Below are 16368 nucleotides of genomic sequence, written 5' to 3' on the forward strand. Positions count from 1 at the left end.
CGCGGCCGTCCCGGCGTTTCACCCATTTGGTGCAAGCGACACCGGCGTAGGCGCTCGCGGAACCGCGCCTTTCGGCAACAGTCTGAAGAATTGGCATCCCATGCCAACCCCTTTGACGATCTTCAACAAGAAAAACCGGGAAACTGGCATGGTTAATGCTGTCAGCCAACCCGAATCTCTCGCACGGAAAGGCCTGGGGATGCGGCTCATCAGCAACTTCTTCACCCTTGCGGCCGCCCGGCGCCGCACGTACGAATTCGTCTCGAACCCGGCCTATCTGGCGCGTTTTGCTCTTCTGGCAAGCGTCTACGCGCTCGCCGTCCGGATGTCCCTGCACTTTGCGATCCTGCCGGAAGTCGTCAGTCCGTTATGGCCGCCGTCGGCCATTGCGTTGTGCGGCTGCCTTCTGCTGGGCTGGCGGATCGCACCCGCCATCTGGCTGGGCGCGCTTGTCGGCATGGCTTCGCTCGACCTGCCGATGGCGGCGCGGCTGTTGATCGCCACCGGCAGCATGCTGGAAGCCATCGTGGCCTCGCATCTGGTCCAGCGTTTGTACCGCACGCGTACCGATTTCATTTACCGCGAAACCGCCTTCCGGTTCATTGGCGTCGCGCTGGCCAGCAGCATCATCAGCGCATCGACTGGCGCCGTCGGCGTCGCCCTGTGGCAGCCGTTGTCGACGCCGCTGTTTGCCCAGGTCTGGCTGACCTGGTGGCTGGGTGACGCGACCGGAATGATCGTCGGCGTGCCGCTGCTCCTGGCGTGGAATATCCGCAACGGCATCCGCTGGCGCCCGACGAAAACCCTCGAAATCGCCGCCTTCTTCCTGCTGCTGCCGGCAGTAACGCAGTTCATCTTCGGCGGGTCGCTCGGAACGCTGCCGATGGCTTACCTGACCATTCCCTTTTTCCTGTGGGCGGCGATCCGCTTCAATATCCCGACCGTCAACTGGAGCACTGCGGTGGTATGCGCGGTGGCGGTCTGGAATACGGTGCACGGCAACGGCCCGTTCGCCGTCGCCAGCCAGACCGTTGCGCTGTCGCTCGTGATGATCTACGTGAGCGTGGTCGGCACCATGGGCCTGGTGCTGGCGACAATCGTGTACCAGCGCGGGAACGCGGAATCGCGCCTGCTCGCCGAACGGGACGTTCGCGAGCAGCATGTGCGGGCGCGCACCGATTCGCTGGTCAGCGACATCGAGGCGCGCAAGCGCATCGAGCAGGAGCTCGCCGCGCGCGAGAGACAGCTTGCGGACGCCCAGCAGCTTGCCCAGCTCGGCAGCTGGAACTGGGACATCGCAAGCAATCAGATCGTGTGGTCCGACGAGCTTTACCGCATTTTCGGCGTCCGGCGGGACAGCTTCCCAGTGACGTCGCAGAACATCTGGGAAAGGATTGCAGACGAAGACCGGCCGCGCCTGCAGGAGCTGGTGAATGAATGCATGCGCTCCGGGAAGGCGTTCCAGTCGGAATACCGCATCAACCTGCCGGACGGCACGCAGCGCATCGTGGCGGCGCGCGGCCAGGCAATGCGCGACTCCGCCGGTCATGTCGCGCGCATGTTCGGCACGGCTCAGGACATCACCGATGCCAAGCGGGCGGAGAGCTCGCTGCGGGAAGCGGAAGAACGCTACCGCAAGGTGGTCGAGCTGTCGCCCGACGCCATCCTGGTGCAGCAGGACGGCGTGTTCGTCTATGCCAATCCGGCCGCGGTGCGCCTGCTCAAAGCCAGGACCATGCAGGACATCGCCGGCCGCCCGCTGTTCGACGCGCTGCACCCCGACTATCATGCTGCCGCCCGCGAGCGCATTGCGCAGCTGCAGCGTGGCCAGCCGGTCAGGACCGTGGAGGAAAAATTCCGTGGCCTGGACGGCAGCGAGATCGATGTCGAGGTCAATGCATCGGCCTTCCTCCACGAGGGACGCTTCGCGTCGCTGTTCATCGTGCGCGACATCACCGAGCGCAAGAAGACCGCCGAACAGATGGCCTACCTCGCCCACTACGATTCGCTCACCGGCCTTCCGAACCGGACGCTGTTCCACCAGCGCCTGGAACATGCGCTGACCATTGCCGAGCGCCCCGGCCGCTCGCTGGAAATCCTGTTCCTCGACCTTGACAGGTTCAAGAGCATCAACGACAAGCTCGGACATGCGACCGGCGACCTGGTGCTGAAGGAAGCGGCGACGCGGCTGCAGGGCATCCTGCGCGAATCGGACACCGTGGCGCGCCTGGGCGGCGACGAATTCGTCGTGCTGGTCGAGAACGTGGACGAACCGCACCGCGGCGGCATCATCGCCGAAAAGATCCTGGCCGCCTTCGCGCCGTGCTTCCTGTGCGACGCGCAACCGCTTCAAGTCAGCACCAGCATCGGCATCAGCAGTTTCCCTACCGACGGCACCGATGCCGGGACGCTGCTCAAGAATGCGGATGCCGCGATGTACCGCGCGAAGGAAATGGGGCGCAACAATTTCTGCTATTTCTCGGCCGAAATGAACTTCCAGGCAACGGAGCGCCTGTTCCTCGAAAGCGCGCTCGGCCGTGCGATCGAACTCGGCCAGCTATCGCTGCATTACCAGCCGAAGATCGACGTGCTGACCAACCGCATCAGCGGCATGGAAGCGCTGCTGCGCTGGGAGCATCCGACCCTGGGAACGGTGCCGCCGCAGCGATTCATCCCGGTGGCCGAGGAGATCGGACTGATCCGTCCGATCGGCTACTGGACGATACGGACCGCATGCGAACAGAACAAGGCGTGGCAGGATAGCAGCCCGGTACGGCTGCGAGTGGCCGTCAACCTGTCGCCGCGCCAACTCGCGGACGACACCCTGGTCGACCATGTCGAAGCTATCCTCGACATCACCGGCCTCGACGCGCAATACCTGGAATTCGAAGTCAGCGAACGCGCGGTGATGGCCAATCCGGAAAAATCCATCTCCGTGCTCGACCGGCTGTGCGACCTTGGCGTCACCATCGCGATCGACGGCTTCGGCGTCGGCAATTCCTCTCTTGCCTACCTGAAGCGTTTCCCGATCCGGGCCGTCAAGATCGACAAGTCGTTCATACAGGGCGTGCCGCTGAACCACGGTGACGCAGTCATCACCAAGGCGATCATCAACCTTGCGCACAGCCTCGAATGCAGCGTGATCGCGCAGGGAGCGGAAACCCAGCAGCAATTCGACTTCCTGCGCGAGAACGAGTGCGACAGCATCCAGGGTTTCTATTTCAGCGCGCCAATGCCGGCCGGGCATTTCAGCGACCTGATCCGGGTGCAGTCGAACCTGCATCTGCACTAGTAGATCATCCAGATGAATTCGGTGAGCGTAGGGTGGGTAGAGCGAAGCGAAACCCACCATTTTGACTACGCCCATCGAGGCGTATGGTGGTTTCGCTTCGCTCTACCTCGGCGGCCCCACCGCGACGCCCCCCTACAATCCTTTAAATTTATCTGGATGACCTACTGCAGCAACACGCTGCCGCTATCCCACGCGCGCCGCATCCAGCATCTGCCGCACCCGGCGCCGCATCCGCTCGACATGGGAGCCTTCCCAGTACACCTGCGCGCATCCGGCGCATTCATAGAAGTGTTCGTAGTATTGCCGGCTGTGCTGCGGCACGCGATGCTCGACCGCCTTCTTGTCCACCGTGCGCAGCTCGCCGTTGCAGGACAGGCAGCGGCTGAACGCGCGCACATGCCGGCCAAGCTTGAATCGGTTGATCACCTCCGCCATCTGCGCGTCGCAGGCAACGGCGTGCAGGTAGCAGCCGCGCACGATCTCCTTGCGGATAAGCAGGTCGCGGTCGCGCGTGAGCACCGTACGCTCTTCGTCAGCTGCAATGCGCGCCAAGCCCGCATCGCTGTAGTCGTTGCGGTAAAGCACGTCGAACCCGAGCATGCGCAGGTTTTTCGCGAGCAGCCCGAGATGAGCATCCGCAATGAAGCGAGCGGGCCCCTCGTCCGGCGGGCGAAGCCTCTGTATCGGAGAAATATCGATCGATGTGAACGCGGGGTAGACGCTGATCCGGTCGCCTTCGCACAGCCGGTATGAAAATCCTACCGGTTCGCCGTTCACGCAAATCAGCTCGACCTCGGTATGCGGCACGCCAAGCGCCTCGATCATGTGCTTGACTGTCGCGTCCCGCGAGCAAGGATGGCTGAACGTGTGCTGGCGTTGCCACGGAACGAGGAAGTTGTTCAGTTCGGCATAGAAGCGGAAATAGGCGTTGACCACGATAGGCAGGATCTACAAGCGCGCGAGCCGCGGCCCGGCAGGGTCATTACCTTTGGCCGCGCTGTCGCTGACGGCGGCGAGCAGGCCGGATTGCATATCCGACGCGATGGTGGCCAGGCAATAGGCGTAATCGAGTGCGCTGCGCGCAGCGGGCAGGAACTGCACCCGGGCCAGCGAGAAAACCTGCCGCATATCGCGCGCTGCCATCAGCTGTCGCGCGGCAAAATTCATCTGCCCCAGCAACGCCCGCGAAAGGTTCAGGTGAAGATCGAACAGTTGCCGCGCGCCATCTGCTGCAACACTGCCCAAGCGGGCACTGATGTCATTCCGCGTTGCTGCGAGGGCTGCAGAGTCTTGAAGGGAATACATGTTTTTTCCAGTCCGATGTGTTCGCGCCGGCGGCCACACGATTCTTATTCTATGTGCACGGCAAATGAAATCAAGGAAACCCGGACACGCGACGGGCGATACGTCTTGACAAGTCTGTCCGGCATGCCCGGCACGGATGTTGCGTCGCCCGCTTGATGCCCCTCAAGCTCGTGCAAGTCGCATTCTTCCGCTTCGCCAGCCCCGGGCTTGCAAGGGAGATGCATACCTGCGCTGCAGGTGCACCGCTGAAAAAGGGAAACACGCCATGTCGTACAAGACCATCCTCGTGCACGTGGATGAATCGAGCCATGCAAGCGAACGCATCAAGATCGCCGCCGCCATTGCCATGACGGAAAACGCGCACCTGATCGGCACCGCGGTCACCGGGGCGTCGCGCTACCTGCCGCGCGGCAGTGTCCTTGCCGATGTCGACCCCAGGCTGAGCGCGCCGCTCGACTTCCTGCAGGATCGCGCGATCCGCGGGCTTGAGGAATTTGAATCGGCGGTGCAGATGCTCGGCCTGCCCTCGTTTGAAAAACGCCTGGTGGACGATGAGGCCGGCGGCGGCATCTGCTTGCAGGCACGCTATGCGGATCTGGTCGTGATCGGACAGAACGATCCGCAGGAAGCGACCCCGCTGGTGATGCCCGATTTTCCGCAGTACGTCGTGCTGCATTGCCGCCGGCCCGTGCTTCTCGTGCCGCATGACGGCCGCTTCGATACCATCGGCAAGCGCGTGCTGGTCGCCTGGGACGCGAGCATGGAAGCCACGCGGGCCGTCGGCGACGCGATTCCGCTGCTGCGCCGCGCCCACACGGTGGAGGTGGCAACTTTCAACAGCGATGCGAATCGGCAACCCGGTGCGGAGATTGCACAATACCTGAAGCGGCATGGCATCCAGACCGAGCTGTTGCAGCGGCGGACCGACGGCAATGTGGGGGCGGCGCTACTGGCGCTGGCGGCCGAGCTTGGTTGCGATCTGTTGATCATGGGCGGCTATGGCCACCTGCGTTTTCGTGAAATCGTGCTGGGCAATGCCACGCAAACCGTGCTCGCGTCGATGACGATTCCCGTGATGATGTCCTTCTAGCGCACCGGCATCCAGCTCCGCAGGCGGAGCAGTGTGCAATCGCGATCCGCGTCCCGGTCATCTAAGGCCGGCGCTGAACCGGAACGGCAGGCGCGCCGACCAAGCCTTTCCGCTGCCGCTCAGGCCGCCTCGGGCTGGCGGAAATGCCGGCGTGCGCATGGCAGCACCGCTTCGGCGCTCGGCCGGTCGGCGCCTTCGAGCGCGACGATACGGTCCGCGAGGGCCGGGAAATGCCGGCGCAGGTACACCAGCAGTTCCAGCCGTTCGAAGCCGGGGCCGACGATGAGGATGCTGTGCGCTGCATGCAAGTGCGCAGCGATATCGTCGAAGAAGCGCATGGTCTCCGGCGCCCGGGTGCTGCGGGCGGCGCCGGCCGGCGCCGGATCGGCGCGGTAGGTCCGGATGATGTCGAGAGCGGTGATTTCACTGTCGACGCTGCCAATGCAGGCGTCGGCGTAATCGACCCACACCACATGGTTCGATGGCATGCATGTTCCTTCTTTGAGTTACGGCAAAGCAGCGTGATCGCAGTTCGCTGCTCGTCGCAGGTCTTGACGCAGCCGGCGTGGCCGGGTGCAAGCCGGTCATGCAGCGCACCGGGCAGGGGCCCGGGTTTGCTGATGCGGTCGTGCGTCACGCGTTGCGAGGGTAAGGGAAATACGGACTGCGGACGAATGACGTGGATCAAGGATGCGCCAGGAATGAAAAAGGCCGCAACAAGCGGCCTTTGCTCGATACGCGGCTTTGCGCCGTCGATACGACCATACCCTGCGTCGGCGCGCAGGACGATGGCGTGTCAGAACTCTTCCCACTCCGTGTCGCTGCCGTTGCCGAGGACGCGGCGCGGCCCGGGAACCGTTGCCGCCGGCCGTTCTGCCGGCACAGGAAGCGGAGCGCGGCGCGGTTTGCTTGCCGCAGCCGGGGGAGTCTGCTGTGCGCCGAGCTTGAATACGCTGACCACATGCGACAGGTTCACCGCCTGCTCCTGCAGCGACGCTGCCGCGGCGGCCGCCTCCTCGACCAGTGCCGCATTCTGCTGGGTCACCGCGTCCATCTGGTTGATCGCCTGGTTCACCTGCTGGATGCCATCCGTCTGCTCCTTGCTGGCGACCGAGATCTCGCCCATGATGTGGGTGACGCGCTTGACGCTGTCGACGATCTCGTTCATCGTCGCGCCCGCCTCGTCGACCAGCTTCGCGCCGGTGTCGACCTTCTCGACCGAGTCGTCGATCAGCAGCTTGATTTCCTTGGCGGCTGCGGCGGAGCGCTGCGCCAGTTGGCGCACTTCGGTCGCCACCACCGCGAAACCCTTGCCCTGCTCACCGGCGCGCGCCGCTTCAACCGCGGCGTTCAGCGCGAGGATGTTGGTCTGGAAGGCGATGCTGTCGATGACGCCGATGATATCCACGATCTTCTTCGCCGATTCGTTGATCGAACCCATGGTTTCGACCACCTGCGCAACCACTGCGCCGCCCTTGAGCGCGACCTCGGAAGCCGACGCGGCGAACTGGTTGGCCTGATAGGCGCTGTCCGCATTCTGCTTGACGGTCGATGTCAGTTCCTCCATCGAGGAAGCCGTTTCTTCGAGCGAACTGGCCTGGGTTTCGGTGCGCGCGGACAGATCGAGGTTGCCGGCGGCGATCTGGCGCGAGGCGGTCGCAATGGTTTCCGTGCCACCGCGCACCTCGCTGACGATCCTGAGCAGGCTTTCGTTCATTTCCTTGAGCGCCTGCAGCAACTGGCCGGTCTCGTCGCTGGTCGTGACCACGATATTTTTGGTGAGGTCGCCCGCCGCCACCGCCCTGGCCACGTCCACCGCGTCTGCCAGCGGACGCGCGATCGCGCGCAGCAGCCAGACGCAGATGACGGCGCCGAGCACCACGGCAAACAGCATGCCGCTGATGCAGGAATTGCGCACCCATACGTAGATCGCCTGGTTCTTTTCATACTCCTTTTTCGCCGTCTCGACCTGGTACTGCAGAAGCTTGTTGGCTGCTTCCGTCAGCGGTTCGAACGCGGCGTTCATCGGACCGCGCATGATCTGGGTCGCCTTCGGCACATCGTTTGCTCGCAGTGCCGCGATTGCCGGCTTCAGCCCCTCCTCCAGGAATTTCCTGCGGCTTGCGACGAAGCTGTCGGCGAGCGCCTTTTCCTCACCCGATATTTCGTCACGCATGTCGATCATCAGCTGGTCCCACTGGCTGTTGATGTCCCGGATGCGCTTTTCAACCTCATCCATCTGCCTGGCCACCGCGGCCGGCTCATCCGTCAGCGCTTGCGCGATCGCGAGTTGGTTCTGGTTGATCAGCCTCAGGATGCGGTCGAGTCCGCCCATCGGCACAAGCCGGTGCTCGTAGTTGATATGCAATCCCTCGTTGGCGACATACAGGCTGGACAGGCCGATCACGGCGCCCGAGATGCACATCAGAGACAGAAATCCGACGACAAAGATCAGCCGCGACTTGATGGAGAGATTCCTGAGCATGCCTACCCCTTTGATGTGGTTCTTCGATTGGTCGAAACGACGCCTGTCCGGGATCCCTGCGTGCCGCCGCGACCTCTCGCTTCGCTCGCAGGGAGACGGAGTTGGGGTCCAAAAAAGGCAGTACGGCGTTCGCCAGACCGGCGAACGACCGCGCGTCGGAAAGTGGCAGCGGCGCCGGTAACCCGAGCCGGGAACAGGGTGGCGCTTCGATTATTTATTGACGTGCATCAAGTATAGCGGATGTGTACGCTCGCAGGCCACGGTGTACGAGCTGAAAAGGCGACGGATGAAACGGGGAAAGGAGAAGGCGGTGTGTATCCGCGCAAAATACTCCGCAGGTCCGCACCAAAGGGTGGGAGAACACACAAGCGTGCGGCGGCGCAGGAAGGCGCGCACGCGTCAAACAGGAAGGGCCGTGATACCGGCCTGCCCGACCGGACGCGGAACGTCAGGAGTCGGGCAGGGGTTCGGATGTGTCAGTGAAAATGACTCGCCTGGCCTCCGCTTGCCGGTGCGGCTTCCGCCGGCGGCTTCGGTTTGCCCTGCGCATCGCTCAAGCGGTATTTGGTGCGGCGATCGCCCATCAAATCACGCAGTTCACGGATGCTCATGCCCGTCGTCTCATGCATGCGGATAAGCAGGGAAGCGCCGATCGGCAACCTCCTGTGGCGGATCTTGCTGATCACCGGCGGCGCTACCTCCAGCATGCGCGACAGCGCCGCATCGTTCTTCAGGTTCATCCGCTCCAGCAGGGTATCCAGAAGGCGATTGGGATCGTAGCTTTCCTGGCTTGAAAGCGCGTGTTCGGTCATGATTGGCTCCTAAAAATGGACAACTCATCGTACTTAGGTGTAACAAATGACACCTTGACCTCAATTAAGTTTCCAAGAACAACAGAATTTAATGAATTTTTTGTTGCTGCCTCGCGTTTCTCCCCTGGCATTGGCCGCGCAAGATGCAACGCTCGGGCTGCCCGCTCTGCACGATCTGCCCTAACGCGATAGACCCTTGGTGCGGGATTACGTTGCTGTATTGTTTTCAAAATCGCATGGAACATTTACAAGCAAGCACTGCGCGCACGTCCCGCTCTCCTCACTAATCAGCAAGACCGCACGGGCACAGGACTTGCAACTTCCGACTTCGCACCGGTGCTGCATTTCTCATTCGATTCAGCAACAGGAGGCTGTCATGAATTGGGATACCGTCGCAGGCAACTGGACGCAGTTCAAGGGTAAGGTGAAGGAACAGTGGGGCAAGCTGACCGACGATGAACTTGACATTATTGCCGGTAAGCGCGACCAGCTGGTCGGCAAAATTCAGGAAGCGTACGGCGTCACGCGCGACGAGGCCGAACGGCAGATCGAAGGCTTTGAACGCACCATACATTGAACCAACGCGCAGCGGAGCGCCTCGTCTTCAGGCCCAGCGAATCCTGGATAGAACACGACGTCGTGAAGAGATAGCCGACCGCCGCGATTATTCATCCAGAGGTGAATTCGCCGGCGGCATCGGCAGTGACCGACAGGAGCGAAAGAGATGGGAACCGATCGTACAGGCACCCTGGTCATCTGCGTGTCCCCCGGGCTTAACGGGAGATGGGATGTATCCGAAAAGGGCCTTGAAGAACCGCTTGCATCGTTTGACGATAAGGAGGATGCCTATGCGTATGCCACTGAATTAACGAAATCCAAGCAAGACGCGACTGTCCTGGTCGAGGATGAAGATGGATTTTCACCGCTTCCAATCGACGACGGTGGCATCCGCCAGTCCGGACGCGGCACCCGCTGAAAAGGGCCTTTCCCGGGTGTCCGGATGGCGCCATGAAACCGGGGGTGTCGCGCCGGGGTTGGATAGCGCGTTATCTGCTGCTGCGGCGTTTCCACACAGGTCAACACAGGATGAACCAATCGCCCGGCAGTCAGTCTACTGACGTAGCAACTCTGTCAACATACATAGGAGGTAAACCATGAACTTTATCATCTGGATCGTAGTAGGCGGTATCCTCGGTTGGCTCGCCAGCCTCGTCATGCGGACAGACGCCAGCCAGGGCCTGTTACTGAACATCGTTGTCGGTATCATCGGCGCACTCCTCGGCGGCTGGCTGCTCGCACCGCTGTTCGGCACTGGCACCATCAACCAGAACGACTTCAGCATCTCATCGCTGCTGGTTTCCTTCCTCGGTGCGGTGATCCTGCTGGCCATCGTCAACCTGCTACGCCGCGGCACGCCGCGCTAACGCCGACGTGAAGCGTCGCTGATCCAAAGGCATCTCCCTCCCGATGCCTGGCCGGTGCAGGACCTGCTCCTGCACCGGTTTTTCCCTCCGATACATTTCCCTCTCTTCGGCAATCAGCCGGATCCTTCAGTGCAGCTTTACCGGCGGCGTCACCTTCGATCGAATCCAGTGCGCAAGCGTTTGCGCGGCCATGCGCAGGAAGCCTTGCAGGGACATGATGTGCCTGCGGTACATCAGCCCGTATAGCAAGCGGGCAGCTGCGCCGCCGACCAGCATTTCGCGCTTGCGCATTCCGCCAGAGAGCACGCCGACGGCCGCAAACGGACCGAGCGACACGAGCGATCCGTAGTCGCGATAACGAAATGCCGGCAGCGCGGCTCGCGCAGGGCTCGCCAGCTGCTCCGCCAGAAACTGCGCCTGCTGGTGCGCGACCTGTGCGCGCGGCGGCGCCGCGGCGCCGTTACTCGGGCAGACCTGGCTTGCGCAGTCGCCGATCGCATATACGTGCGCGTCGCTTTCTGTGCGCAGTTCCGGCGTGACGATGATCTGGTTGATGCGGTTCAGCGGCACGCCGAGCGTAGCGCATACAGGCGGCGCCTCGACGCCCGCCGCCCAGACCGTGACGTCCGATGCATGCCGTCCGCCGGCGCTGTCGCAGACGACGCCGGCGTCGACCCGGGCCACCGCGGTGTCGGTGCATACCTCGATCCCCATGCGGCGCAGATATCGCTCCGCCCGCCGGGATACGTACGGGTGAAGCTGCGGCAACAGCCTGCCGCTGCGCTCGATGATGCTGATGCGCACGTCCCGCGCGGGATCGAGCGTATGTAACTTGTAGTGTGCCAGCGTGCGCACGGTATGGTGCAGCTCCGCGGCCAGTTCGACGCCGGTAGCGCCGCCGCCGACGATGACGATATGGACGCCGCCCCGCGTAACGCTTGCCTGCATGCAGCAGGCAAGGAAGCGCTTGCGGAAGACTTCCGCGTCGTACACATTGTCAAGCGTAAGTGAATTTTCCGCGGCGCCCGGGATGTTGAAGAAGTTCGTAACCGATCCGCAAGCCAGCACCAGCTTGTCGTACTGCAGGCTGCGGCCCGGAAGCAGTTCGGCGCCATCATCGCTGCGCCAGGGGCCGAGGTGGAGAGTGCGGCTGGCACGCTCGACGCGCTGCACTTCGCCGCAGATGAACTCGAAGCCGTGATCGGCCGCCTGCGCCGCATATTCGACCTGATGCACCTGCGGATCCAGCTTGCCGGATGCCACGGTGTGCAGCAGAGGCTTCCAGAAATGGGTCGGGTAGCGGTCAACCAGGACAATCCTGGCTCGACCATTCCTGCCGAGGGCCTCTCCCAAGCGGGTTGCGAGCTCAAGCCCGCCGGCACCTCCTCCCACGATCACGATCGTTTCCATTTGCCGCCTCCACACAGATTGAAAATTCCTTGAACATCGCGATGCGCATGCCGGTCCCTGCTTCAGCCTGCCAGTTGGACCGTTGACGGGGTCTTCAATACGGGCACGGGCGGCCGGCACGACTTGAACGCGCTCAGTGCGTCGAAGGTGACGAAGCGCTGCGGTCGCGGCCGCGCACTGCCGTTGCGCTCGACCAGATCGCACAGTTCCAGCATCTGCGGACACCAGATGTCGGCGCCCGAAATGCGCGCGATATCCTTTTCATAGGACGTCACCGCCATGGTCCAGATGCCGGCCTGCTGCGCCGCACGCAGTCCCGGCACGGAAGCGTCGATGGCGACGCAGTTCGCTGCGTTCGCTCCCATCGTACGCAGCGCCAGGCTGTACGGACCGTTGCCGCTCGGTGTGGAAAAATCGGCGCCGCCCACGACCACCGAGAACATGTTGGTGACCGCGGCGCCGAATGCGTGGTCAAGCAAGGCCGTCACGCCTGGCACCGGCATGTCTGTCACGACAGCCAGCTTGCACCCGCTTTCGAGCGCGTCGGCCATCAACTGCGCACAACCGGCGCTGCGCAGCGGCGGCTGCGCCAGCAGGTGGGCGTGAAAGAGCCTGCTCCTTTCGGCCGCCAGCACGGCAGCGCGCGGATCGGCGGCGTGGACACCCAGTTGCTCGAGTGCCGCGCCGACCGCATTCGTCGCGCCGCGCACGCGCGCTGCCGCGCGCCATTGCGCGAGGGACCAGTGCAGGTCGAGTCCGCATGCCGCGAACGCGGCATTGCAGGCGCGCAGGTGCGCGTCTTCGGTATCGAATATGACGCCGTCCAGAGCAAGAGTGATTGCTTCGATTGCCATGATTCCCTCGCGTAAATGGGCGCCGGATGTATCGGCACCGCGCCGTGCTGCCGTCCTTTCACTGTTAATATAAGGGCAAGTAATTTAAAAGAAAAATTAATTTTTCTGACTATTTGATAAGGCCCGTCTTATGTATCACGCAAGCTTCAAGCAATTGCAGGCGCTGCTGATGGTGGCGCGCCACGAGAGCGTCTCGCGCGCCGCCGACGCCTTGCATGTGACCCAGCCGGCGGTGTCCCTCCAGCTGCGCATGCTGGAGGAAGCGGCCGGCACCTCGCTCACGCGGAAGGTCGGCCGCGGCATCCAGCTCACCGCGGCCGGCGAGGTCATGGCGGAGTTTGCCGAGCGCATCCTCCGGCTGTGGGAAGAGGCGGGGGACGAGGTGGCGGCGCTCAAGGGCGTCATCAGCGGCACCTTGCGCATCGGCGCGATCACGACCGCCGAGTACCTGCTGCCGCCGATGCTGGTGCAGTTCACGACCGAGCGCCCCGGCGTGCGCATCAAGCTTCAGGTGGGAAACCGCAACGAAATCGTGAACATGATGGGCAAGCACGAGATCGATCTTGCGATCATGGGCACGCCGCCGCGCGAACTGCGCACCAACGCGGCGCGTTTCGCGCGCCATCCGATGGCCTTCATTGCCAGCCCTGGCCATCCGCTGATGGCCAGGAAACGCGTGACGCTGTCCGACATCATGGAGGCCAACCTGCTCGTGCGTGAACGCGGCTCGGGCACGCGCACCGCGGTCGAGCGGCTGTTCAAGGACGCCGGCATCCCCTTGCGCATCGGCTCCGAGCTATCCTCCAATGAAGCGATCAAGCGCATGGTGGTTGCCGGCCTCGGCGTGGCCTTCCTGTCGGCGCACGCCTGCACGCTCGAGTTCGAAGCCGGCCTGGTGCGCATGCTGCCGATGGAAGAAAACCCTGTCGAGGCGGACTGGTATGTGATGCACCTGGCCGGCGAGCATGTGCCGACGGTGGCGGCCGCCTTCCAGGATTTCGTGATCGAACACGGGCAGGAGGTGGTGCAGCGCCAGCTTGGCGCCTTCCAGCAGCATGCCGCACGCGCCCGCCCGGGCGCGCGCAAGAGCCGGGCCTAGAGCCCTAGCGTCCGGAACTGATCTGTGCGGTGCTGCCGCCCTCCGGAAGCTCGATCGGCTTGACTTCGACGGCCACCACGCCGTCTTCTTTCATGTCGAGCTTGTCGGCGACCTTGGGCGACACGTCGACGATGCGGCCATCGACGTACGGGCCGCGGTCACGGATCTCGACCACTTCGCTCTTGCCGTTTTCCAGGTTGGTCACCTGAGCCTTCGTGCCGAGTGGCAAGGTCCTGCTTGCGGCCACATTCGACTCAGGATCGAACGGCGTGCCATCAGCCATCTTCCTGCCGTTGAATTGCTTGCCGTAATAGGATGCCTTGCCTTTGCGCGCCTTGCCGGAGCGGTCGAGGCTCGGTTTCTTTGATGTTGCCGCTGGGGTAGCGCTCTTGGCCGGTGCTTCGGCCTGTGCGACGGCGCCGAAGCCGCAGGCAAGGACAAGAACAAGCGCGTTGCGATAGCTGTTCGTCTTCTTCATATTGTGCTCCGCCGGAACTGTTTGCCTATTCGATAAGAGCAACAGGCAAAAGGTTCTGGCGCAGCACACCGTCGTTCAGATTGCCGTCAATCCACCGTCCACTGCCAGCTGATGGCCGGTGACGAAGGACGCGTTATCCGAGCATAGCCATAACGCGGCATTTGCGATTTCTTCCGCCTCGCCAAGGCGGCCGATCGGATGCACCTTGACGATGCTTTTTTCGCGCCTCGGCTCGCGCTCCAGCGCGCGCTCGAGCATCGGCGTGCGGATGATCCCGGGGCACACCGCGTTGATCCGGATGCCGGCCTTGCCGTACTCCGCCGCCGCCGTCCTGGTCAAGCCGACCACCGCGTGCTTGCTGGCAGCGTAGATCGGCTGCAGCGGCGCGCCTACCAGGCCCGCCACCGACGCCGTATTAACGATCGCGCCGCCGCCCTGCTTCAGCATCTGTCGGATTTCGTGTTTCATGCACAGCCACACGCCCTTGACGTTGACGCTCATGATGCGGTCGAAAGTGGCCTCGTCGGATTCCGCCAGCGGCAGGTGCTCGATTTCGATGCCGGCGTTGTTGAACGCACAGTCCAGGCGCCCGTGGCGTTCGACCACGTGCGCAACCATGCTTTCGACTTGCGCCGCCTGCGCGATGTCGCACCTGATGAAGAACGCCCGCCCGCCATGCTGCTCGACCAGGGCGACGGTTTCCTCGCCGCCGGCGACGTCCACGTCCGCCACCGCGACGCGCGCGCCTTCGCGCGCGAACGCCAGTGCGGCGGCGCGGCCGATGCCTGCCGCCGCACCTGTCACCAGTACCGACTTGCCGTTCAGTCCGTGCTTGCCCATTCTGTTCCGTCCTCCATTCGCGCCGCCCGGTGCGCCCGGGCGGCGCCGCGCATCACTTGTACTTCCTCAGTTCCATCTTGGCGATCTGGTTGCGGTGCACCTCGTCCGGACCGTCCGCCAGGCGCAGCGTGCGCGCCTGCGCATACGAATACGCAAGATTGAAGTCGCCGGAGACGCCGGCGCCGCCATGCGCCTGGATCGCCCAGTCGATCACCTGGCAGGCCATGTTCGGCGCCGCGACCTTGATCATCGCGATTTCCTTCGCCGCCACCTTGTTGCCGACGGTGTCCATCATGTAGGCGGCGTTGAGCACCAGGAAACGCGCCTGGTCGATCAGGATGCGCGCATTGGCGATGCGTTCCTGCGTCACCGTCTGGTCCGCCACCGCGCGTCCGAACGCGACACGCTTGAGCGTGCGCCGGCACATGTCTTCCAGCGCGCGTTCTGCCAGGCCGATCAGGCGCATGCAGTGGTGAATGCGGCCCGGCCCGAGGCGGCCCTGGGCGATTTCGAAACCGCGGCCCTCGCCGAGCAGGATGTTGGAAACCGGGACGCGCACGTCGTTGAAATGCACTTCGCCGTGGCCGTGCGGCGCATCGTCGTAGCCGAAGACCGGCAGGTGGCGCACGATCGTCACGCCCGGGGTATCGCGCGGCACCACGATCATGGATTGCTGCTTGTGCTTTTCGGCGCTCGGGTCGGTCTTGCCCATGAAGATGAAGACCTTGCAGCGCGGGTCGTTGGCGCCCGACGACCACCACTTGCGGCCGTTGATCACGTAATGGTCGCCGTCGCGCACGATGGATGCTTCGATGTTGGTCGCATCCGACGATGCCACCGCCGGTTCCGTCATCGCGAAGCAGGAGCGGATCTTTCCTTCGAGCAGAGGCTCCAGCCATTGCTGCTTCAGCTCTTCGCTGGCATAGCGCTCCAGCGTTTCCATGTTGCCGGTGTCAGGCGCGTTGCAGTTGAACACTTCGGCCGACCACAGCGCGCGGCCCATGATTTCGCACAGCGGCGCGTATTCGAGGTTGGTGAGGCCGGCGCCGCGATGGGATTGCGGCAGGAACAGGTTCCACAGGCCGGCGGCGCGCGCCTTTTCCTTCAGTTCCTCGACGATCGTGGTCGGCACCCACGCATTGCCGGCGGCGCGGTTCTTCTCGATCTCGCCGAAGAATTTCGCTTCGTTCGGGTAGATGTGCTCGTCCATGAAGGCGTTGAGGCGCTTCTGAAGGTCCTTGACTTTATCGCTGTACTGGAAGTCCATGTGTTACTCCAT

General features: G+C 63.3%; 16 protein-coding genes. 6 read left to right on the forward strand and 10 right to left on the reverse strand.

Translation table 11 applies throughout. The annotated features are described in order from the left end of the window. Window positions 1-199 precede the first annotated feature (199 nt). Window positions 200-3292, forward strand: a complete 3093-nt coding sequence (locus VEC01_RS02075; protein ID WP_324898261.1) for a bifunctional diguanylate cyclase/phosphodiesterase — start codon at window positions 200-202, stop codon at window positions 3290-3292. A gap of 183 nt (window positions 3293-3475) precedes the next feature. On the opposite strand, the gene VEC01_RS02080 is transcribed toward VEC01_RS02075, so the two are convergent. Beyond that, window positions 3476-4228, reverse strand: a complete 753-nt coding sequence (locus VEC01_RS02080) for a Mut7-C RNAse domain-containing protein (RefSeq protein ID WP_324898263.1) — start codon at window positions 4226-4228, stop codon at window positions 3476-3478. 12 nt (window positions 4229-4240) lie between these two features. Continuing rightward, window positions 4241-4597, reverse strand: a complete 357-nt coding sequence (locus VEC01_RS02085; protein WP_324898265.1) for a phasin family protein — start codon at window positions 4595-4597, stop codon at window positions 4241-4243. 265 nt (window positions 4598-4862) lie between these two features. Between VEC01_RS02085 and VEC01_RS02090 the strand changes: the two genes are divergently transcribed. Continuing rightward, window positions 4863-5687 carry a universal stress protein gene (locus VEC01_RS02090; RefSeq protein WP_324898267.1) on the forward strand — a complete coding sequence of 275 codons (825 nt, stop codon included), beginning with the start codon at window positions 4863-4865 and terminating at the stop codon, window positions 5685-5687. Between the two features lie 119 nt (window positions 5688-5806). Here VEC01_RS02090 and VEC01_RS02095 read toward each other — a convergent pair whose 3' ends face one another. From VEC01_RS02095 to VEC01_RS02105, 3 genes are all read right to left on the reverse strand, one after another. Next, window positions 5807-6175: a translational machinery protein gene (locus tag VEC01_RS02095; protein WP_324898269.1), complete on the reverse strand. Its 369-nt coding sequence runs from the start codon at window positions 6173-6175 to the stop codon at window positions 5807-5809. 308 nt (window positions 6176-6483) lie between these two features. Next, a complete protein-coding gene (locus VEC01_RS02100; protein ID WP_324898271.1) occupies window positions 6484-8172 on the reverse strand; it encodes a methyl-accepting chemotaxis protein in 1689 nt (562 codons plus the stop codon). A 476-nt stretch (window positions 8173-8648) separates the two neighbouring features. Further along, window positions 8649-8984, reverse strand: a complete 336-nt coding sequence (locus VEC01_RS02105; protein WP_324898273.1) for a hypothetical protein — start codon at window positions 8982-8984, stop codon at window positions 8649-8651. Window positions 8985-9360: 376 nt separating this feature from the next. On the opposite strand from VEC01_RS02105, the gene VEC01_RS02110 reads away from it, so the two are divergent. The 3 genes from VEC01_RS02110 to VEC01_RS02120 all read left to right on the forward strand — a co-directional run bounded on the left by VEC01_RS02110 (window position 9361) and on the right by VEC01_RS02120 (window position 10408). Next, entirely contained in the window at window positions 9361-9561 is a 201-nt protein-coding gene (locus VEC01_RS02110; RefSeq protein WP_324898275.1) for a CsbD family protein, read from the forward strand. A gap of 147 nt (window positions 9562-9708) precedes the next feature. Continuing rightward, window positions 9709-9960, forward strand: coding sequence for a DUF2188 domain-containing protein (locus VEC01_RS02115; protein WP_324898277.1), 252 nt, complete (start codon window positions 9709-9711; stop codon window positions 9958-9960). A gap of 178 nt (window positions 9961-10138) precedes the next feature. Continuing rightward, entirely contained in the window at window positions 10139-10408 is a 270-nt protein-coding gene (locus VEC01_RS02120) for a GlsB/YeaQ/YmgE family stress response membrane protein (RefSeq protein WP_324898279.1), read from the forward strand. Window positions 10409-10534: 126 nt separating this feature from the next. Here VEC01_RS02120 and VEC01_RS02125 read toward each other — a convergent pair whose 3' ends face one another. Both VEC01_RS02125 and VEC01_RS02130 read right to left on the reverse strand, forming a co-directional pair. Further along, window positions 10535-11818, reverse strand: coding sequence for an NAD(P)/FAD-dependent oxidoreductase (locus VEC01_RS02125; protein ID WP_324898281.1), 1284 nt, complete (start codon window positions 11816-11818; stop codon window positions 10535-10537). Window positions 11819-11880: 62 nt separating this feature from the next. Continuing rightward, window positions 11881-12672: an HAD family hydrolase gene (locus VEC01_RS02130; protein ID WP_324898283.1), complete on the reverse strand. Its 792-nt coding sequence runs from the start codon at window positions 12670-12672 to the stop codon at window positions 11881-11883. Window positions 12673-12802: 130 nt separating this feature from the next. Here VEC01_RS02130 and VEC01_RS02135 point away from each other — a divergent pair, with 130 nt between their 5' ends. Then, entirely contained in the window at window positions 12803-13771 is a 969-nt protein-coding gene (locus VEC01_RS02135) for a LysR family transcriptional regulator (RefSeq protein WP_324898285.1), read from the forward strand. Window positions 13772-13775: 4 nt separating this feature from the next. On the opposite strand, the gene VEC01_RS02140 is transcribed toward VEC01_RS02135, so the two are convergent. The 3 genes from VEC01_RS02140 to VEC01_RS02150 all read right to left on the reverse strand — a co-directional run bounded on the left by VEC01_RS02140 (window position 13776) and on the right by VEC01_RS02150 (window position 16356). Next, the gene (locus VEC01_RS02140) at window positions 13776-14249 is read right to left on the reverse strand and encodes a septal ring lytic transglycosylase RlpA family protein (RefSeq protein ID WP_324898287.1); all 474 of its coding nucleotides are present in this window, start codon (window positions 14247-14249) and stop codon (window positions 13776-13778) included. A 75-nt stretch (window positions 14250-14324) separates the two neighbouring features. Beyond that, window positions 14325-15089 carry an SDR family oxidoreductase gene (locus tag VEC01_RS02145; RefSeq protein ID WP_324898289.1) on the reverse strand — a complete coding sequence of 255 codons (765 nt, stop codon included), beginning with the start codon at window positions 15087-15089 and terminating at the stop codon, window positions 14325-14327. 52 nt (window positions 15090-15141) lie between these two features. Further along, window positions 15142-16356 (reverse strand): acyl-CoA dehydrogenase family protein, encoded by a 1215-nt coding sequence (locus tag VEC01_RS02150; RefSeq protein WP_324898291.1) that lies wholly within the window; start codon window positions 16354-16356, stop codon window positions 15142-15144. Between the last annotated feature and the right edge of the window lie 12 nt (window positions 16357-16368).

Origin of the sequence: Noviherbaspirillum sp., assembly GCF_035627455.1 — a bacterium.
Classification (GTDB): Bacteria; Pseudomonadota; Gammaproteobacteria; order Burkholderiales; family Burkholderiaceae_D; genus Noviherbaspirillum.

Bases quoted from the DNA above. Each gene is read 5' to 3' on its own strand.
- VEC01_RS02115 (WP_324898277.1), top strand. From the start codon at position 9,709: ATGGGAACCGATCGTACAGGCACCCTGGTCATCTGCGTGTCCCCCGGG.
- VEC01_RS02125 (WP_324898281.1), bottom strand. From the start codon at position 11,818: ATGGAAACGATCGTGATCGTGGGAGGAGGTGCCGGCGGGCTTGAGCTC.
- VEC01_RS02110 (WP_324898275.1), top strand. From the start codon at position 9,361: ATGAATTGGGATACCGTCGCAGGCAACTGGACGCAGTTCAAGGGTAAG.
- VEC01_RS02105 (WP_324898273.1), bottom strand. From the start codon at position 8,984: ATGACCGAACACGCGCTTTCAAGCCAGGAAAGCTACGATCCCAATCGC.
- VEC01_RS02145 (WP_324898289.1), bottom strand. From the start codon at position 15,089: ATGGGCAAGCACGGACTGAACGGCAAGTCGGTACTGGTGACAGGTGCG.
- VEC01_RS02095 (WP_324898269.1), bottom strand. From the start codon at position 6,175: ATGCCATCGAACCATGTGGTGTGGGTCGATTACGCCGACGCCTGCATT.
- VEC01_RS02130 (WP_324898283.1), bottom strand. From the start codon at position 12,672: ATGGCAATCGAAGCAATCACTCTTGCTCTGGACGGCGTCATATTCGAT.
- VEC01_RS02135 (WP_324898285.1), top strand. From the start codon at position 12,803: ATGTATCACGCAAGCTTCAAGCAATTGCAGGCGCTGCTGATGGTGGCG.
- VEC01_RS02075 (WP_324898261.1), top strand. From the start codon at position 200: ATGCGGCTCATCAGCAACTTCTTCACCCTTGCGGCCGCCCGGCGCCGC.
- VEC01_RS02140 (WP_324898287.1), bottom strand. From the start codon at position 14,249: ATGAAGAAGACGAACAGCTATCGCAACGCGCTTGTTCTTGTCCTTGCC.
- VEC01_RS02150 (WP_324898291.1), bottom strand. From the start codon at position 16,356: ATGGACTTCCAGTACAGCGATAAAGTCAAGGACCTTCAGAAGCGCCTC.
- VEC01_RS02120 (WP_324898279.1), top strand. From the start codon at position 10,139: ATGAACTTTATCATCTGGATCGTAGTAGGCGGTATCCTCGGTTGGCTC.
- VEC01_RS02100 (WP_324898271.1), bottom strand. From the start codon at position 8,172: ATGCTCAGGAATCTCTCCATCAAGTCGCGGCTGATCTTTGTCGTCGGA.
- VEC01_RS02090 (WP_324898267.1), top strand. From the start codon at position 4,863: ATGTCGTACAAGACCATCCTCGTGCACGTGGATGAATCGAGCCATGCA.
- VEC01_RS02085 (WP_324898265.1), bottom strand. From the start codon at position 4,597: ATGTATTCCCTTCAAGACTCTGCAGCCCTCGCAGCAACGCGGAATGAC.